General features: G+C 35.5%; 13 protein-coding genes and 1 pseudogene. 11 read left to right on the top strand and 3 right to left on the bottom strand.

Annotation, left to right across the window (positions count from 1 at the left end; genetic code table 11):
- Positions 1-10 precede the first annotated feature (10 nt).
- Together manA and ACQKEZ_RS07910 are read left to right on the top strand one after the other, a co-directional pair.
- Positions 11-961, top strand: a complete 951-nt coding sequence (gene manA, locus ACQKEZ_RS07915; protein ID WP_427299762.1) for a mannose-6-phosphate isomerase, class I — start codon at positions 11-13, stop codon at positions 959-961.
- A gap of 130 nt (positions 962-1,091) precedes the next feature.
- Complete coding sequence (locus tag ACQKEZ_RS07910) at positions 1,092-3,719, top strand: N-acetylglucosaminidase (RefSeq protein ID WP_427299761.1); 2,628 nt, start codon at positions 1,092-1,094, stop codon at positions 3,717-3,719.
- A 17-nt stretch (positions 3,720-3,736) separates the two neighbouring features.
- On the opposite strand, the gene ACQKEZ_RS07905 is transcribed toward ACQKEZ_RS07910, so the two are convergent.
- Together ACQKEZ_RS07905 and ACQKEZ_RS07900 are read right to left on the bottom strand one after the other, a co-directional pair.
- Positions 3,737-4,921, bottom strand: coding sequence for a CDP-glycerol glycerophosphotransferase family protein (locus ACQKEZ_RS07905; RefSeq protein ID WP_427299760.1), 1,185 nt, complete (start codon positions 4,919-4,921; stop codon positions 3,737-3,739).
- Between the two features lie 14 nt (positions 4,922-4,935).
- On the bottom strand, positions 4,936-5,706 hold the full coding sequence (locus ACQKEZ_RS07900; RefSeq protein ID WP_427299759.1) for a WecB/TagA/CpsF family glycosyltransferase: 771 nt from the start codon (positions 5,704-5,706) through the stop codon (positions 4,936-4,938).
- A 384-nt stretch (positions 5,707-6,090) separates the two neighbouring features.
- On the opposite strand from ACQKEZ_RS07900, the gene tagD reads away from it, so the two are divergent.
- From tagD to ACQKEZ_RS07860, 8 genes and pseudogenes are all read left to right on the top strand, one after another.
- Positions 6,091-6,480 (top strand): glycerol-3-phosphate cytidylyltransferase, encoded by a 390-nt coding sequence (gene tagD / locus ACQKEZ_RS07895; RefSeq protein WP_427299758.1) that lies wholly within the window; start codon positions 6,091-6,093, stop codon positions 6,478-6,480.
- 111 nt (positions 6,481-6,591) lie between these two features.
- On the top strand, positions 6,592-8,595 hold the full coding sequence (locus ACQKEZ_RS07890; RefSeq protein WP_427299757.1) for a glycosyltransferase: 2,004 nt from the start codon (positions 6,592-6,594) through the stop codon (positions 8,593-8,595).
- An 80-nt stretch (positions 8,596-8,675) separates the two neighbouring features.
- Positions 8,676-9,851: pseudogene (locus tag ACQKEZ_RS07885) on the top strand (CDP-glycerol glycerophosphotransferase family protein); the annotation flags it as partial.
- Positions 9,852-10,260: 409 nt separating this feature from the next.
- Entirely contained in the window at positions 10,261-11,466 is a 1,206-nt protein-coding gene (locus ACQKEZ_RS07880; protein ID WP_427299756.1) for a glycosyltransferase family 4 protein, read from the top strand.
- Positions 11,467-11,468: 2 nt separating this feature from the next.
- Positions 11,469-12,749, top strand: a complete 1,281-nt coding sequence (locus tag ACQKEZ_RS07875) for a glycosyltransferase (RefSeq protein WP_427299755.1) — start codon at positions 11,469-11,471, stop codon at positions 12,747-12,749.
- Between the two features lie 38 nt (positions 12,750-12,787).
- Positions 12,788-14,065, top strand: a complete 1,278-nt coding sequence (locus ACQKEZ_RS07870) for a nucleotide sugar dehydrogenase (protein ID WP_427299754.1) — start codon at positions 12,788-12,790, stop codon at positions 14,063-14,065.
- Positions 14,066-14,119: 54 nt separating this feature from the next.
- On the top strand, positions 14,120-14,851 hold the full coding sequence (locus tag ACQKEZ_RS07865; protein ID WP_427299753.1) for a hypothetical protein: 732 nt from the start codon (positions 14,120-14,122) through the stop codon (positions 14,849-14,851).
- Positions 14,852-14,856: 5 nt separating this feature from the next.
- A complete protein-coding gene (locus ACQKEZ_RS07860) occupies positions 14,857-17,547 on the top strand; it encodes a glycosyltransferase (RefSeq protein WP_427299752.1) in 2,691 nt (896 codons plus the stop codon).
- A 25-nt stretch (positions 17,548-17,572) separates the two neighbouring features.
- On the opposite strand, the gene ACQKEZ_RS07855 is transcribed toward ACQKEZ_RS07860, so the two are convergent.
- Positions 17,573-18,409, bottom strand: a complete 837-nt coding sequence (locus tag ACQKEZ_RS07855; RefSeq protein ID WP_427299751.1) for a glycosyl transferase family 2 — start codon at positions 18,407-18,409, stop codon at positions 17,573-17,575.
- Positions 18,410-18,705: 296 nt separating this feature from the next.
- Here ACQKEZ_RS07855 and ACQKEZ_RS07850 point away from each other — a divergent pair, with 296 nt between their 5' ends.
- Entirely contained in the window at positions 18,706-19,545 is an 840-nt protein-coding gene (locus ACQKEZ_RS07850; RefSeq protein ID WP_427299750.1) for an ABC transporter permease, read from the top strand.
- The last annotated feature ends 10 nt before the right edge of the window (positions 19,546-19,555 follow it).

Below are 19,555 nucleotides of genomic sequence, written 5' to 3'. Positions count from 1 at the left end.
GTCATCCTGAATGAAGCAGTCACCAATTTTTTTACTGCCTGAATTGAAGGAGAGAATATGGGGAGGTACAGCCTTAAAGGATCAATTTGGCTATAATATTCCTTCTGATCAAACGGGAGAATGTTGGGCGATTTCAGCTCATCCGAATGGACCGAGCGTTGTCAAAGATGGTCCATATAAAGGGAAAACCTTGATCGAACTATGGGACGAGCATAGAGACTTGTTTGGAGACATAGAAGGCGATAGGTTCCCGCTTTTAACAAAAATCTTAGATGCAAACCAAGACTTATCTGTTCAAGTACATCCAGATGATGATTATGCAAACAGACATGAAAACGGTGAGCTTGGAAAAACAGAATGCTGGTACATCATTGACTGCAAGGAAGATGCAGAAATGATTTATGGACATAATGCGAGAACGAGAACTGAACTTGTGACCATGATGAACAGCGGAGATTGGGAAAACCTTTTACGCCGAGTCAAGATCAAACCTGGTGATTTTTATTATGTTCCAAGTGGTACGATTCATGCATTGTGCGAGGGCACGCTCGTCCTTGAAACGCAGCAGAGCTCTGATACGACGTATCGTGTGTACGATTATGAGCGGAAGGATCAGGACGGCAATGAGCGTGAGCTTCATTTTGCCCAGGCTATTGATGTCACAACTGTTCCTCATGTAGATGGCTATACAGATGAATCAACAGAAACACGCCAAGGGATCACCATCAAAACTTTTGTCGAAGCTGAGTACTTCTCAGTATACAAATGGGAAATTGACGGTAGGGTGGAACTATCTCAAGATCATCCATTTCTACTTTGCAGTGTCATTACAGGACAAGGTACGCTCGTACATGAAGGCGAAACGTATAAGCTAACTAAAGGTGCGAACTTTATCCTGCCGGCTGATACAAACAGCTTTTCTATAGAGGGAACCTGTGATTTGGTTGTCTCGCACATATAAGATCGTTTGAGAGAGTTTCAATATCGGAACTCTCTCTTTTTCTAGCACTCCATCACTTGAAAAAGACTTTCTTTTGTCGATACATAGATTAGTAGTGAATTTAGTAAAAGTGAGAGAGGGACAAGGAATAGTGAAAAAGACAATCATGATGATGTTACTCGCTGCAGCTTTCGGTATGACATTACATTCAGGCGAAACAGCACAAGCAGCCTCCTATGTCGATCAATCCATCTATACCATTGGCACAGCAAAAGTATTTTTGACAGAAGCAGAAGCGAAAAAAGCCGTAGAGACATTAAAAAAAGATAAACAGTGGACAGCTTTATATCAAACATCTGGGAATACATCCACCTATCAATTAACTGCGTCCGGTTTCGAAACAGAAGTAGCAGCAACTACAAGTGCTACTAATCTGAAAAAAGAAGTAGGGATAAGTGGAACCGTATCACCCGTTGGAAAACTACTTCCTTTGCAAAAAGTAGTGTCCAGCCTGATAGATGATGAAAGTAAGGCAAAAACACGATCTGTAGAGCTGGCCAAAGCATCTGGCTTAAATAGCTCTTATACAGCAGTAAATCAAAACCGTATGTCCTATCAAGTAATCTCTGGAACCATTGGCTCAGAAACCAAGGCGAAGTCGATTCAAGCAGAATTGCAAAAGCAAGTAGGGATTAAGAGTACATATCAAAAGCAAGGACAAGCAAGTGCAATCTATCAACTCATTACTGGCAATATTGTTGGACAAAGTAAAGCAAATGCAATCCTGCAAGGATTTCAAAAAGAATCAGGTTTAAAAGCAACGCTTCAAATGGTAGTGGCAGGAAAGCCATATTATCAAGTAGAAACTGTAGCATTAACAGATCAGGCGAAAGCCAAAACGTTATCCACACAATTACAAAATGAAGCAAAAATAAGTGGACAGGTGCAGAAGGTTGGAGTGGCACAAGCGTTCTATAGTATGGAATCTGGCTATTTTAAAAGCAGTAAAGAAGCAAAGTCAGCAATCACGCAAATTAAAAAACAAACAGGTGCAACGGCTGTGTCTCAACGTGTTGGTAAAACCAACAATTATATTGTGAAATTAGCTAACCTGAACCAATCTGTCTATAATAAAACAACGGCATTTTTTAAGAAAAAGAAATGGCGATATACAGCCAAAAAAACGTCTTCTAAACAATCATTTAAGGTCGTAACCCAAGTGCTTGCTGGCGATGACCAGGCGAAAAAAGCCATTGCTTTCTTTAAAAAGAAGAATGTCAAAGCTACGTCTAAAAAAACGGGCAAGACAGCAGACAGTACGTATAAACTGACAGCAGAAAAAGCGACAGATCAAGCAAAAGTAAACAAAGGCGCTGCATATTTAAAGCGACAAAAGATCACAAGTACGATCAAAACGACGCAAGGACAAACGAGTCAATCATACAGTCTGACTACTTCTCCTGTATATGTTCAACAAACTGTTAAGCAGGCACAAGAGATCATCAAGAAAAATGGCGTAGCAAGCAACTTGAAAACAGCAACTGAAACCTTTAAACAATACCGTTTAACAACAGGAGAAACGGTCAATCAAACGAAAATCAATCAAGCATTAAACTACCTGTCAAAACAGAAAATCACTGCATCCGCACAGAAAACGGGTGCGACAGCCTATGCTAAATATCAAATCAAAACAGGTGCGATCAATACAGTAGCACTTCGAGATCAAGGGATTGCCTTTTTCAAAAAAAGCAATAAAGCAGCTACTTATACAACAACAACGAAACCAACATACAAAATTGTTATCACCCAGCAGTTTACAGGACAAACGAACGCCAATGCCGCTATCTCATTTGTGAAAAGTAAATATGGCTGGACAGCAACTACAACAAAAATCAAAAATGGCCCGATGGTTATGCAGACGAATTACAATCTCACCACGACAGAAATGGTGAACAAACAAATGAAGGTGTCACCACAGACAGATGGGGTGGCTTATGTATACGCTACGTATATTAACCAATCAACATCCACAGTGAACACAGACGGTTTGAACGTTCGCTCGACACCCAACTCAAGTAATGCAAACAATATCGTCGGTCAGTTGAATAAAGGAGCAAAAGTCACACAAGTTGGCAAAGAAGGAAACTGGATTAAGATTAACCTTGGTTGGAGAAATGCGAGTTCAGCAGAGGTATTAAAATATGTAGACCCAGCCAATATTGCTGAGGGCACTCAATCTTATTTTCAATTTCTCAAACTCTCTGAAGCTGCGAATCTAAATCCGACTGAAGTCAATTCGAAGATTTTAGCAGGTAAAGGGATTCTTGCCGGAAAAGGACAAGCCTTTATTACAGCGGCAAAAACGTATCAAATCAACGAAATCTATCTTATTTCTCATGCGTTACTCGAAACTGGTAACGGAAATTCGATTTTAGCGAATGGTACGATGTTTAATGGAAAGAAAGTTTATAACATGTATGGCATTGGTGCATACGACAGCAATCCGAATTATCTCGGTGCAAAGTATGCGTATGAACAGCAATGGTTCACGCCAGAAGCAGCCATTATTGGCGGGGCAAAATTCATTGGCAACAGTTATATCAATAACGCGACATACAAACAAGATACCATTTATAAAATGCGCTGGTCTGCAACAGCCACTCATCAATATGCAACAGATATTGGCTGGGCTTACAAGCAGGTGACCCGCATGTATAGTTTGTATAACTTACTTGGTAACTATACGCTGTATTATGATATCCCGGTTTATAATAAATAAAAAAACGTCTGTGCTTCCTAATGAGAAGCCGGACGTTTTTTTTGTATCAGATGATGTTGAATGAATTCAAATAGTTGCTTCGCAGAATGACCTTGTGAATAATGGTTCCATTCCTCAGCGAAAGCTTGAATGCTAGCGATATTCTGTTGATCAAGTGATGACAACTCATCAATTAACATATCTTGTGTCAAACAAGCCTTACCAGGAATGATCTTTTCATAACCGTCCACTAATCCACGCTTTTGGCGATATGTCTCTAAATCATACGTGAAGAAGAGAACTGGTCGATGAAGCAATGCATATTCAAAAACAATGGAAGAATAATCCGTAATGAGCACATCGCATGTGCGGAGTAGATCATGGAGTGGTTCATGTGATACATCAAAAATCCACTCTTGATCTGCTTCTGTCTGCACTAAATGTTTAACTGCTGGATGCAATTTCACAAGAAGAATGTATTCACCATTTAACTGTGTGCGCAACTGCTCACGTTCAAATGGAACCACAACACCACTTCTATCAAAATCCCGATAAGTCGGGGCATACAATAGGATCTTTTTATCTTGAGGAATATGTGATGGAAGCGAGTACTGAGGCTTAGTGTGAAAATAAGCATCAGTCAACGGTATGCCAGTCGAAAGCAACTGTTTGTCTTCTATGCCAAACGACCGTTTGAAGATCTCTCCCATTCGGTCCGAGCCAATCACGACATAATCGAATGAGGCATACACCCGTTTAAATCGCTCGATGTCTCGTTTACTTCGATGGGCATTAGAAGCATCCTCAAGACCGAATTTTTTTAAAGCGCCATTGGCATGCCAAACTTGGATACACGTCGTTGATTTACGGTCTCGTAACACGCTTGTCATCAGAAAATAATTATCTGTTACGACCACCTTGCTTTTAAACAGTGTATAGATCGTTTGGATGAGATGAAAGGGATTTTTTTCATTGAAATAACGAAATGTCATATGAGGCTCGTCCTGTTTCAAAGCGGATGCATGCTTTGTATAAAGAACGGTCAGCTTCATTGGTATCGTCTCTTGCTGCTGCTTATACGCCTCGATGAGTGCCGAGGCGTTTTCTTCAAAAGAGACGAGCAATGTCACATGATTTTGTTCGGATTTGACACGTTGTAGGATAAAACCAAGAAGAGAGACGAATGCGGCATAGCACAATGTAACAATTGAACGTAAATTCATAGCGAATTAATCTCTCATAGCTGCTTTGTCTGATCCTTCGCACGTTCAGGGTAGTAGCTCTTTTTCCCTTTGTTTTCTTTCAAGACCGCAAGTGCATATTTCGGAATGTTTAGCATTCGTTTCCATCTCCATGGGTTCATGACAAGTCTGTAAAGCCATTCCGTATTCGTTTTAATCATCCAACGAGGTGCACGTTTCACTGTCCCACTGAACACATCAAAGCTTCCACCTAAACCAATACATACAGCCTGCGGGAACAAATGACGATATTCATAAATGAAATTCTCTTGGTTCGGGTATCCTAAAGCCACAAACACCATATCCGCTTTTGAACGTGCAATTTGCTTTGCTACAAAACGCTTATCCGCTTCATAACCATCACAGCTCCCCACCAACTCAATATGAGGATATTCCGTATCAATTCGTTGCTTAACCGCTTCAAGTACATCCTTTTTCGCACCATATAAAAAGATTTTCTTAGATTGTTTGTTTGCTAGATCCAGCATCGACATAAATACATCAAAGCCGGCAATTCGTGATTTTAATGGTCGTTGAATGATTCTTGACATCAATACAACCCCAACTCCGTCAGGTAAAACAAAATCTGCAGATGTAATGACCTTATGGTATGTCGGGTTTTTTATCGCAGCATAACCAATCTCAGGGTTTACCGTTGCGATCATGGCTCCACGGCGTTGAGAAATATAATGAGTATTTATATGTGAGATGAAAGTATCTAAGTCTCCATTCACATAAGGAAGTTGGTGAATCATTTCTGTTTGCATACCAGTTTAACCTCCTTCTTCTTTAGATATCTATTATTAAAAGTTCTTTATAATGGCCTCGAAGACTATTACTCATTTTATCACACTTGATTCACGAAACATTAACAATAACTTTACAAACCTTTAAATTTAGTGACATTTTTTAAATCGTTATGAATGTAAATTGTTTAAAAAGCTGATGTGAAAGGATTTTTACTGTTTGATTATATATATGGAAACAGTTGGTCTTTACATCTGCTTAACGTTTTATAGGCATTGTGCTATAATTGAATTCCGAAGAGGCGCTGGAGAATACTGTCGATTATAGAAGAGTTTTATTGAATATAAAGACTGTACAATATGGTACAGACGGATACGGAATGAAAGAAAGGAGTATTATTTGATATGAAGAAGGTCATAACTTATGGTACGTTTGATTTATTACACTGGGGGCACATTAAGCTGCTAGAACGCGCGAAGCAGCTAGGTGACTATTTGGTTGTTGCCATTTCTACGGATGAGTTTAATCTTCAAAAATCGAAAAAGGCTTATCATAGCTACGAGCATAGAAAGCTTATCTTAGAAACAATCCGTTATGTCGATGAAGTGATCCCTGAAAACAACTGGGATCAAAAAGTAAACGACGTAAAAGAGCATGACATTGATGTATTTGTCATGGGAGATGACTGGGAAGGTAAATTTGACTTCCTCAAAGAACACTGTGAAGTCGTTTATCTGAAGAGAACGGAAGGCATCTCAACAACGCAGATTAAAGAGGAAATTGCAGGTCTTTAAAATAAGTAATGAAAAGTACTTCTTATCTTTTGATAGGAAGTGCTTTTTTCGTATAATATACTTATGAGAATAAATTCAGTTAAATGGATTTGACGGTAAGGGGAGTTTTTTTTGTTTCAAAAATGGATGAGTAAAAAAGACAACATTCAATTGAATCAACCGAATCAAAATGAAATACCCGAAATAGATGCTTTTCCTGATATGGACTACTATTTTATCACTGATGGTATTTCAGAAGTGTATAGTGGTTTCGCAAAATCAGTGTTATTGCGCATGGAACGATTTGGAGAACAAAGGGTTCCTACAACGGTTCTAACGTGTAACTTTGATGCTAATTATTATGAAAAAGTGAAAATTATCGCAGGAAATCACAACAATAATCCTAAACAATCAAAAATCATCAATATGTATGAGGACTATATCATCCCCAATAGTGGCAGTAAGAGAACGTACTCAGAGTTTATATTAGGTGAATCAGTCATTGATATGAATCAAACTGTGCTTCCGAAATTAAACAAAACCATTCAAATGTACACATATGATCAGCATTCAAATGTCATTCAATATGTAGATCTATATAATGAAGAACAACAACTGATGAAAAGAGAAGAATATGATCGAAATGGCTCCCTGCGCAAAGTGCAAAGCTTCATTCCTCATACAGGAAATGTGTATTTAGAGGAATTCATCAAAAATCAAAACGAAGTGTTTCTCGAAAAGATTTATTCAGCAGATGCAAAGAAAAATGTAGTGTTAAATATCAATTGGTACACTCAAACGAGCATTCAAAGCTTTCCCAATAAAACCGACTTGCGAAAGAAATGGCTTACAAGTATTCAGCATCAAAACGACCGTCCAAAGCTGTTTCTTGTGGATAGCAGGGAACAGGATAGACATGTGTTTAAAATGGAAAAAAGAAACTCTTCTTATTATGCAGCCTTTATTCATGGGTGCCATTACAATGAAAATAAAAATAAATTGAAACCCACATATCAAGAATTATTTAAGCAAGTAAGAAAACAAAACCTCGATGCAGTCTTTTTCACTACTAAGGAGCAAAAAGAAGATGTCGAGCAATTACTTGGGGAACAGCCTTATTTTTATTTATCGCCACCTATCTTCCAAAGAGAAATAAGTGTCAAACGTGAGAATGTGGATCATCAGAAGGCAATGACTCTATCTAGTTTGGTCGAAGGAAATATAAAAAATGCGATAAAAGCATTTCGTCTTGTCGTGGACGAGCTTCCACAAGTACACTTAGATATTTATGGATCAGGTGAGGAAGAAGCTCAAATCAAAGCTGAAATCAAAGCGCATAGTTTAGAAAATCATGTGTTCCTTAAAGGAAGTATCGTTGATCTTCATCAGGCATATCAAACATCACGTATGCTTATCTCGACTTCTTCTGAAGAAGGGATTCAGCTACCAGTAATCGAATGCATTTATAATGGATGCCCGATTGTTGCTTATGATGTTGATTACAGTATAAGATCATTCATTAAACATGATTTTAACGGGTACGCTATTGAACAGAATGATATTCAATCTTTAGCACAACATATCATTGCGCTATTTCAAAGTGATAAAGAATATGAAAGGCTCTCGGCGAATAGTTTGAACATAGAAGAGAGATTCTCACCTTCGATTTATGATCAAAATTGGAGTACAGCATTAAATCACATGATCGACAGTCGATTGAAAAGGGATCAACTGAGGGCCATCATGGAAAAAAACATCTTTTTCTTATATGATTTGCAGTCTGAGCACCATGTCCTTCATCTCGAATTAAAAACAAAAGAAGAAATAAAAAATGTAGACAATGTTCAAATCGATTTTGCAGGATATGATCGAATGAACGGCAGTGAAATTATTTCACAGACCATTGATGAATCCAACAAGGTAAGCTTTCCAATGGGTCATTTTCAAACAAAGAAAAACCTTGAAGTAAATCAAACAAAATATGTCGATTTTTATATTCGATTTCGAGACGGTGAGGGGCAAGAAATGATTCAGCGACTTGAAGTAAAAGAGGATATATTGACGAATAAGCCATCTAAACTAGACGGGCTATCGTATGAAACGAAGAATGGCTATTACTCTTGGTCAATTAAGTAGGAAATCAAACACACAGCTTAAAAGATAGAATAGTATTCAAAAATATGTGTGAAATAATAGCTAAGGGCAAGTGAAAAATAGTGAAGAAGATATTTAAACTACTCGTAATAATAACGTTTAACATAATATTTAGGCTTGCAAGCATGATGTCAGTAAAAAAGAAAACAGTGATGTTTGAAAGCTTTAATGGCAAACAATATAGCTGTAACCCACGTGCCATTTATGAGTACATGAGAGATCATCATCCAGAATACACTTTGATCTGGAGTGTAAAAAAAGGTCACGAGGCACCTTTTCAAGAAAAGGGTATTGATTATATCAATCGTTTGTCATTTAAATGGATTTTTTCAATGGCAAGAGCAGAGTATTGGGTGGTAAATAGCCGCTTGCCTCTTTGGGTTCCAAAGCCAGCTCATACAACATACTTACAAACATGGCATGGAACCCCGTTGAAACGTCTTGCGATGGATATGGATGAAGTACACATACCAGGCACAAACACGCAAAAGTACAAAGAGGATTTCATGAAGGAAGCATCCAATTGGGACTATTTAATCTCTCCGAATGCATATTCAACTGAAATCTTTACACGTGCGTTCCAATTTCAAAAAACGATGATTGAGTCAGGCTACCCGAGAAACGATTTTCTTCATAATGACAACAATGAAGAGACCGTGCGAGCGCTAAAACAAAAAATGAAACTTCCGCTTGATAAAAAACTCATTTTATATGCGCCAACGTGGAGAGACGATCAGTTTTATAAAATAGGGCAATATAAATTTGACCTAAACCTTGACCTACATGAATTAAAAGCTTCAATTGGTGACGAATATATCATTATTTTGCGTATGCACTATCTTGTAGCTGAAAACTTTGATCTCGGTCCATATGAAGGCTTTGTATACGATTTTTCAAACTACGAGGATATCCGTGACCTATACATGATTTCTGATCTTCTCATCACAGACTATTCCTCCGTCTTTTTCGATTATGCAAACTTGAAACGCCCGATCCTATTTTATGTTCCAGACATTGAAACGTATCGTGACAAATTAAGAGGCTTCTACTTTGACTTTGAAAGAGAAGCACCTGGTCCACTTGTCAAAGAAACGGTCAGCGTGATTGAGTGGGTAAGGGAAACAGAACAAGCCAATTTCACTCTCCCTGAATCTTTTGCGCCATTTTACGATCAATTTTGTTATTTAGAGATCGGTGAATCGTCGAAGCAGGTTGTGAAGACCATATTCTGCAATTAATTTAATACTAAGAAGAAGGCATGATCAAGCCGACATACACTTTCCGTGTGTGTTCGCGCTGATTCATGCCTTTTTCATTTCAAATCAAGAGAAAACGAAAGTGATGGAAGCGCCCATTAAACACTCTATTTATTTAAGATAAGAATGTTTAGAGTTTGTTTATCAGCTTGAATAATAACCATTATTATAGGTCTTTTTATTCAAAAAAAGAAAATAACCCAAATATTTAAAAGAATTTTTTAGTCGAATTTTGTTGAAGGATAGCAGGATTACAGGCTTTGGTCATGAAAAAGAAGTTGTTTTTATCAAGATTAAAAATTATAATTGTTCTTGTATAGTGGAAAAACTGTTAAAACATGATCTAGTTACCAAAAACAAAGGTTGGCAACTGAAAGTGTAGGGGATATGTTTGCCTAAAAAAATTTTATTGATTACGCAGAATTTTTACCCAGAGATAGGGAGTGCAGGTAATAGACTTAAAAACATATATTTGCTGCTTCGAAGAAAAGGGTATGATATTAAGGTTTTAACAACTCATCCAACTTACCCGCAAAGAAATTTCTATAATAGTCGTGATTTTTGGGATGAAGAAGAATTAAATAGAGAAAAAGAGCGAATTACAAGAGTGGAAGTCAAAAACAAAAAATATGCATTTAGTTTCTTAAATAGGCTAATTTATTATTTGGAAATAATGGTTAAAATGATCATATTTATTTTTAAAGATAAAAATAAATATGATCTGATTTATGTTACGACACCTCCAATATTTGTGGCGTTTGCTGGTATCATAGCTAAATATAGGTATAAGACAAAAATGATTTTGGATCTCAGAGATTTATGGCCGGATTCTTTGAAAGGAGTAGGGGTGTTTAAAAACCCAGTTATTATATGGATGTTTAAATTTGCTGAGAAATATATATATACAAAGTCTGATCATATTGTCATTAATAGCGAGGGTTTCCAAGAGCACTTATTAAATCAAAAACAGAAGACAACTTTCATCCCAAACTCAACAAGGAAAGATGAATTACCACAGAATATCAATAGAACTACAAATGACTTTACAGTTGTATTTGCAGGTAACTTAGGTCTCGCTCAAGATGTAGCCACACTAAGAAATATTGCTATCCAATTAAAAGAATACAACATTAAAATGCTCATTTTAGGCTATGGAGTGAATAAACGCAGTCTAGAAGAATTCGTGAATAAGAGAGAACTCAGCCATGTTGAGTTTATTAAACCTGTATCAAGAAAGCAGTGCCTTAACATTATGTCTAAGTGTGATGTTGGGATCGCGACTTTAAATAACTCGCTGATATTTGAAACGGTTCTTCCAGGACGAATTATTGATTACTTAAGTTGCCGATTGCCTGTTGTAGCTTCAGTGTCTGGTTACTCAAAAGAGCTAATTGAACGAGAAGGTGTAGGTTTAGTGGCTCAGACAAAATCTAGCAAAGAGATGGTTTCTCTTATCCTCCAATTATATAATGACCCCACTTTGGTTCAAAAAAAGAAAAAAAACTGTGGGGAATTTATTGAGAGGAATTTTTTATGGGAGAACAATATACTTATTTTGGATCATTTAATAAAAAATACGATAGCTAAAGGTTCATAACTATGAAAAAAAATATATGTATGTTTGTGTGGAATCACTTTACAAATGACGCTAGGGTTATGAGGGAATGTACAGCTTTATCTGAAAAAGGATATGACGTTGATTTAATTTGTATACACGACCCCTCTAAGGCTGATTTGAAAATGCATGAGGTAATCAATGAGCATTTTCATGTCTATCGAGTAAAAAGGTATCCGAAATGGCTCGAAATAGCACAATCACTTTTAAAACTGTTATTAAATAAAAAGTACTTGTTATTAATTGCGTTTGTGGCGTGGGCTATTTGTACGTTTTATTTACCATTCGTTATGATGATCATTACACTACTAAGCTTCGTTATATTGAAGACGAAAATTAAAACGGTGATTGTTAGAGGAAGTATCATAGGTAGAATGATTTTAAAAGGTTATAACAAAAAATATGATTTTTACCATTCGAATGACTTAAATACATTGCCACAAGGATTCATATGTTCAAAAATCAGATTAAAGAAGAAGAAGTTAGTTTATGACTCTCATGAAGTTCAGACAAGTCGTACAGGCTATGATAGTGCAATATATGGAAAGATGGAATCCTATCTTCTGAAATTTGTCGATCAAATGATTGTCGAAAATCATACAAGAGCGAAGTACAATGAAGATCTTTATGGGTTTTATCCAAAGGTGGTACATAACTATCCATTTGTCCAAATTAATAAAGAAGAGAAGATCAATTTGCATGAACTTTTAGCAATTCCAAGAAATGAAAAGATATTGCTATATCAAGGGGGCATTCAAACAGGACGAGGCCTAGAAAACTTAGTTAAAGCTGCCCCGCAATTCATTGATGGAACTCTTGTATTTATTGGAGATGGACGAATCAAGACAGACCTTGTGAAATTAACTGAAGATATGGGACTAACTGATAAGGTGAAGTTTCTACCGAAAGTCCCGTTGGCTGAGCTTCCTAAGTATACGAGAAATGCCTATATGGGATTTCAAGTATTAAATAACGTTTGTTTTAATCATTATTCAGCTTCATCGAATAAATTATTTGAATATATTATGGCAGAGGTTCCTGTTGTTTCATGTGATTTCCCAGAAATAAAAAAAGTGGTATGTGGAGAAGAAGTTGGCATTACTGTCGATTCTCACGACCCTAATTCGATTGCAGATGGTGTAAACAAACTGCTTTTAAACCCAGAATTAAGAAGCCAATTTAGCCAAAATTGTCGACAGGCAAGAAATAAATATAACTGGGACAAGGAAAAAGAAGCACTTCTTGAAATTTACCAAGCACTTTGAAGTATTTACAGTATTGATACTAAAGGAGAGAAAATAAGATGAAACTTTGTACAATTGGATTAGGATATATTGGATTACCGACATCGATTATGTTTGCGAAATATGGCGTAGAAGTGATTGGTGTAGACGTGAAACAAGAAGTAGTCGATTCTCTTAACAGCGGAAGCATTCATATTGAAGAGCCTGGTTTACAAGAAGCTCTAACTGAGGTTGTTCAAACAAAAAAATTCAAAGCATCATTATCCCCTGAAAAAGCAGATACGTTTATTATTGCGGTACCAACACCGAACAAAGATGATGATTATAAATCGTGCGATTTGACATACGTTGTTAGCGCAGTGAAAAATATCCTTCCATATTTGGAAAAAGGCAATGTTGTCATTATTGAATCTACGATTGGCCCAAGAAGTATGGATGATGTTGTAAAACCATTACTTGAAGAGGCTGGGTATTTAATAGGACAAGATCTATTCCTTGTTCATTGCCCAGAACGTGTTCTTCCAGGACAAATTTTACATGAGCTTATCTACAATAATCGTATTGTTGGTGGATTGACTGATGCATGTACAGAAGCGGGAGCTAATGTATACCGTACGTTTGTAAAAGGTGAAATCATTAAAACCAATGCAAAAACAGCAGAAATGTCTAAACTGATGGAAAATACATTTAGAGATGTAAACATTGCTTTAGCAAATGAATTAACTAAAGTATGTAATGAATTAGACATTAATACGTTAGAAGTTATTGAAATGGCCAATAAACATCCTCGTGTAAACTTGCATACACCTGGTCCTGGAGTAGGGGGGCATTGTTTAGCAGTTGATCCTTACTTCATTGTTGCTAGAGCTCCTGAAACGGCTAAGCTAATTAATCTATCAAGATCTATCAATACATCAATGCCTTATTACGTTATTGAAAATGTTGAGAGATTAATGGAAAATGTAAATGGGAAAACAATTACAATCTTTGGACTTACTTATAAAGGAAATGTTGATGATATTCGTGAAAGTCCGGCAATGGAAATTTATGAATTGTTAAAGAATCAAGGTAAATTTGAGGTAAGGGCCTATGACCCGCATGTAGAGAAGGATTTTGTTGTTAAAGATATGGAAGTTGCCGTTGCTCACTCTGATTTAATTCTTATTTTAACTGATCATCAAGAATTTAAAGCAATAGACTTTACAAGATTGCAAGGCATGGAAAATAAACAAATTTTTGATACGAAAAATATTCTTAAGAGTCGATCTGAGGAATTTATGTATGTGAATTTTGGTAATTTGTATACAGCTACTAAGACAGAAAAAGCTCTAGTATAATAAAAGTAATAATCTAGAGTATGTTTTCTTCGTTTTTATAAGAGAGGGGTAACAATGGATATTAACTCAAAGATTTGTAACCCGATGATTGGCGATAATGAGCACCCGATTGATTGGATGTTGACAGTTGCCAAGGGAACAAATATCTATCTGAAGTTTTGGATAGAAGATAAAAAAAAAGATTACCTTACGTTTATTGGTAAAAATATAATAGAAAATCCAAATGTATTGAACGGAAATATTCAAGTAGATACTGTATTACTAGGAAATGCAACTGAGTTTATGTTAGATGCAGACAGATTGGCTAAAGAAACAATCCCTTTCTTAAAAAATGATGGCATCTTGTTATTTTGGATTGATCATGAACAGACATATCTTCAGTTAAAATCTATAACAACATTGCTACTTTTTTTGTATAAAAAAGGTTTTACAGTTGATATCACGGAAAGTTCGTTATGGACAGGCTTTAAAGCTAAATTAGCAAAAGTCGATGATAATGATTTTATAGACGTCCTTTTAAATGTATGGGATAAGACAAGGGTTAGGAATAAGGAACAAGACCAATATCAAACGATGACTTCTCATCTTTTAAAAGAACTAGTGGCTGCCAAAAAAGAAAAACTCTTATGGATTAGCAGTGAAGGTAAATTACTCGAACAAGCTAAAAAAACTGAACAAGAATTAAATCTTATGAAGAGACGTTATCAAGCTCTTTCCTCATCAAAATTAGGAAGGCTAACCTTAGCTTATTGGAGATTTAGGTCTCAGAGAAGAAAGGGAAGGTGAATTTGATGGGGAGATTTCAGAAACAAATATTATTTAATCAAAAGAAAAAAACTTTTGCGAAAAAAGAACTCGCATACTATCGTGCAATGCTGAAAAATTTTGAAGATCAAAAAGATATATCAAAACTTGATGAACTTTTACAAGCAAAACCGAATTTTGTTGTCACACAACCTTCTAACAGCGTTACTAAAGAAGACATCATGACAGTAGAGGAAAAAAGAAGTTATCTTAAATATCTAAAAGAAAATCATAAAAAAGGTTTTTATGAATCTATTCAACCGCAGATTGAACTTTTGCCAGAAAGCAATGGCACAAGATATTATCAAAAACATAAAGTGCGTATTGGAATTATTGCAGATGAATTTTTATATAAAAGTATGGAAGATGCTGCGGAATTCGTCTATATTCACCCTGGAAATTATAAGGACGAGGCAACAAAAATTGATATTTTCTTACTGGCTACTGCTTGGAAGGGATTAGATGGCCAATGGAAAGGCCTTGGAAACCCTAAAATTAAAAAAGTAAGAAATGAAATAACCGATATCATCAAATTATACAAGAGTAAAGATATTCCAATTTTGTTTTATTCTAAAGAGGATCCAGTCAACTATCAACAATATATCGACCTTGCAAAGCAGGCTGACCACATTTTTACTACCTGTGAGGAAGTAGTAGATGATTATAAACAGGATTGTCCAAATGCGAAAACATACAATGTGCTTGAATTTGGTGTGAACCCACTTTACCATAACCCAATCGGTACAAGAATAAATAGAAGAGATGACGTATTGTTTGCAGGTTCATGGTACCATAAATATCCATATAGACAAGAAGACACTAGAGAGTTGTTCGAAGGTGTAATTAATGCAGGGAAAGATCTTACAATTATTGATAGAAACTTTAAGTTGAAGTTAACGAGACATTTTTACCCTAAAGAATATGTCCCTTATGTTGTAGAGTCAACAGACCATGAAACACTTCAAAAAATTCACAAACTATACGATTTTACATTAAATTTAAATTCTGTAAAGTATAGTAAAACGATGTATGCAAACCGAGTGTACGAGCTTCAAGCTACAGGAACTATTGTCATCTCTAACTACAGTATCGGAATTAATAGTAAGTTCCCTAATATCTTCTTGGCAAATACAAAAGAAGAATTGACAACTTATTTAAACACATTATCTAAAGAAGAAATTTACCGTATACAGATGGAAGGCGTACGGACTGTTTTAAGATCAGAAACTGCCTTTGACCGTATACAACAAATGATTGAGACGATAGGTATTCACCAGAATTCAAACCAATCTAGAAATGTACTGGTTGTTGCTGATAAATTAAATGATCGTGTTATCGAGATGTTTAATAAGCAATCTTATCCTCATAAAGCGCTGATTTCAGAATCTGAAATTTCAGAAGAGATTTATGCAAAGTATGATATTATTGCTTGCTTCAATGATCAATATAAATATGGCCAATATTATTTGGAAGACATGATTAATGCTTTTAAGTATACAGATAGCGACTATATTACAAAGGATGCGTATGAAAGAAATGGTGAATTCACCGATGGAATTGAACACAACTTTGTAGAAAAATTAGAAGATCGCTTCAGAACAGTCTTTTGGAGTGAGTCATTTAAATGGGAGGATATTTTAGTTAGTTCAAATGCCGCCCTAAAAAATGGATATAGTGTTGATCCTCTGGAGCTTTCGTTGACTACAAATGAATCAGCAAACGTTGAGTGTGCGGAAGAGTACGATTTATCTGTAATCATTCCTGTTTATAACAATGGGAAACACCTTCTATATAAGTGCTTCCAAAGTTTACAACGAAGCTCGATTTTTAAACGGATGGAAATTATTTTAGTAGACGATGGTTCAACGGATACGGTCACGCCTTACATTGTTCAGTCGCTCGAAGAGAGATTTGATAATGTGAAAGCATTTTTGTATCCAGAGGGGGGGAGTGGTAGCGCATCTAGACCCCGTAACCGAGGGTTAAAGCTTGCTACTGCTAAATGGATTACTTATTTAGATCCTGATAATGAGGCAATTACAGATGGGTATAGAGAGCTGTTAGATAGTTCTAGAGATGAAGATCATGATATGTTCATTGGTAATATGCTGCGACTTTCAGATAAAAAAGTGATGTTTTCTTATTATTCAACGATGATGAGTTTTAATCAGGGAAGAGATACAAGAGAAGCACCTCATGAAGGCTTTTTAAGAGATGTTTCATTTAAAGCAATGAGCATTCAAGCACTTATTGTGAAAAGAGAATTAATCATTGATCATGATATTCAAATGATTGAAGGTGCACTTGGCCAAGATACACTCTTTTTCCAACAACTTCTTATTTATTCTAAATCATTTAAAGTTTTAGATACACCTATCCATATCTACTATGCAATGGTTGAGAACTCATCAGTTAATCGTGTAAATATAAGCTTCTTTGAAAAGTATCTTCTATTGGAAAAAGCTAGAATAGCTTGGTTAGAAAAAGAAGATATATTGGATGCTTATAAAGAAACAAAGTTAGAAGTATATGTTCAAAACTGGTATTTGAAGAAACTTCAGAGTGTTAGGTTAGAAGAAAAAGAAGACGCTGGTCGTATTCTAAAAGAGATTTTAAACCTATATAAGCCTATGAAGTTTCAGAGTGAAAAAATCAAACAGTTTCTTGTAAATTCATAAAATAAGTCAAACGCCTTGTGATCATTCATAAGGCGTTTGAACGGTTTGTAAGAATGGTATTTAAATATTCGAGTGTCGTTTCTTTTGAAAGTGGATTATGTCCTAATTCTTGATCCTGATAGAAATGGTAACGGATCACGTTTGTCCCATTTACTTTGCCACTTAATTCATTTATTTGATGAATAAAAGGAGTTAGGTGGTTGAGAACATCGTGCTGGCAACTAAGATTTTGATAATAAATGATATTTGGAACATAATCAATTGACTTATAATAGTCAATAATAGAAAGTCGAGTGGCATATTTCGTTCGAATTTCTTCTTTAGATAGACCATTGTAGCTTAGTTCAAGTAGTTTATTTACATGGGACATATAATAATTCATCACATTCGTTTGTGGATTATTCACAATAGCAGTAGAAGATTTAAAATAAGCGCTTAAGTATAATGAGATAAAGCCACCACAAGAGGAACCATAAAAATATATATTTTTTTCTTCTATATTGAGCAGGGAAGAAAGTTTTTTTAAAATTTTCGCAATACTTTCAATGTAAAAATGATTTTCTACCCCTTGTCCCCAACCGATATTGAGTGGGCCTAAATACAAAGTGGGATCATTTATATAGATAGTGGAACAGTTGATCTCTTCCGCCCAAGAATGTCTGTGGAAAACAGGTGGTTTTATCTTATCTCGATTAACAGCACCAGATGACATGACTGTCAATTGATCACTTTTGTCCAATAAATTCAAGTAGAATTCAAAAGATACGCCACGTTCCTCTATGTTTAATATGTATGGTTCGTTTAGGATAAGAACATCTCTAGAAATAAGGTCTAATGTTGTATTTATTTTTTGAATAACCATTGTATCCCCCTTCATTTTATAGTTTAACATTATTTTTAATTGTATATTTTGTCAAGTTGTTTTTGATGTTTCGATTTTATGAGTAAAAAGTTTGTTATTTTAAGCGCTGGTTACATGGATGATTGCATATTTTACAAGGGCTGTGACGGTATATATTTTCTCTTAGACATAGATCAAAGGTGCTGATTTCTCCATTTTGTTTTAAGATGAAAAAAAGTACGATTTCTGTTACAATTATGAGCGGTGCTTTTGGAATTGAACGATCTAGCCAATACTTAATTTTAAGGAAGATTAGAATGAATGCATTGTATAAGATTATCAAAGAGCAGTTTAGTTCAACTTCACTGATTTTTAGGCTTGCTGTTTATGAAACAAAATCGAAATATCAGCTGAATTATTTGGGTGTGCTTTGGCAATTTTTAAATCCATTGATTCAAATTATGGCCTATTGGTTTGTATTTGGCTTAGGCCTTAGAGGTGCTGGGAGAACAGCGGAAATGGCTGATGGATCACATGTGAGTATCCCTTTTCTTATTTGGATGTTAGCGGGTCTCATTCCTTGGTTCTTTATTAGCCAGACCATAACCGAAGGTGCAAATAGTGTGTTTAAACGAATTAATTTAGTGTCTAAAATGAACTTTCCAATAAGTGCTTTACCTTCAATCGTTATAACATCTAACTTGTTTAGTTATATATTGATGATGGGCATCTATGTGATCATGTTAATAGCTAACGGGATATATCCTGATATTCATTGGCTTCAATATTTTTACTATTTTATTTGTATGATTACGTTTATGTTTGCTTTTAGTCTCATGAACTCAACGATTAGTGTAATTGTACGAGATTATCAATTTTTACTTCAATCTGTGACAAGATTGCTCATGTTTTTATTGCCAATATTATGGGATATTGGGGACAAGTTCACTGGTAAATACGAATGGGTTGCTACAATTTTAAAGCTAAACCCGTTATATTATATTATCGATGGATTCAGAAAAAGTTTTATTAGAGGAGATTGGTTTTTCCAAGATGTTAAATATACGCTCTATTTTTGGTTTATCACTCTCTTACTGCTGACAATTGGTTCACTGCTCCATATGAAATTCAGGGATAAATTTGTCGATTTTCTTTAAAAAGTAAGGA

Source organism: Bacillus sp. NPDC077027, from assembly GCF_050269555.1.
In the GTDB taxonomy this organism is placed as follows: Bacteria; Bacillota; Bacilli; order Bacillales; family Bacillaceae; genus Bacillus.
This window is presented reverse-complemented; position numbering and strand designations above follow the sequence as displayed.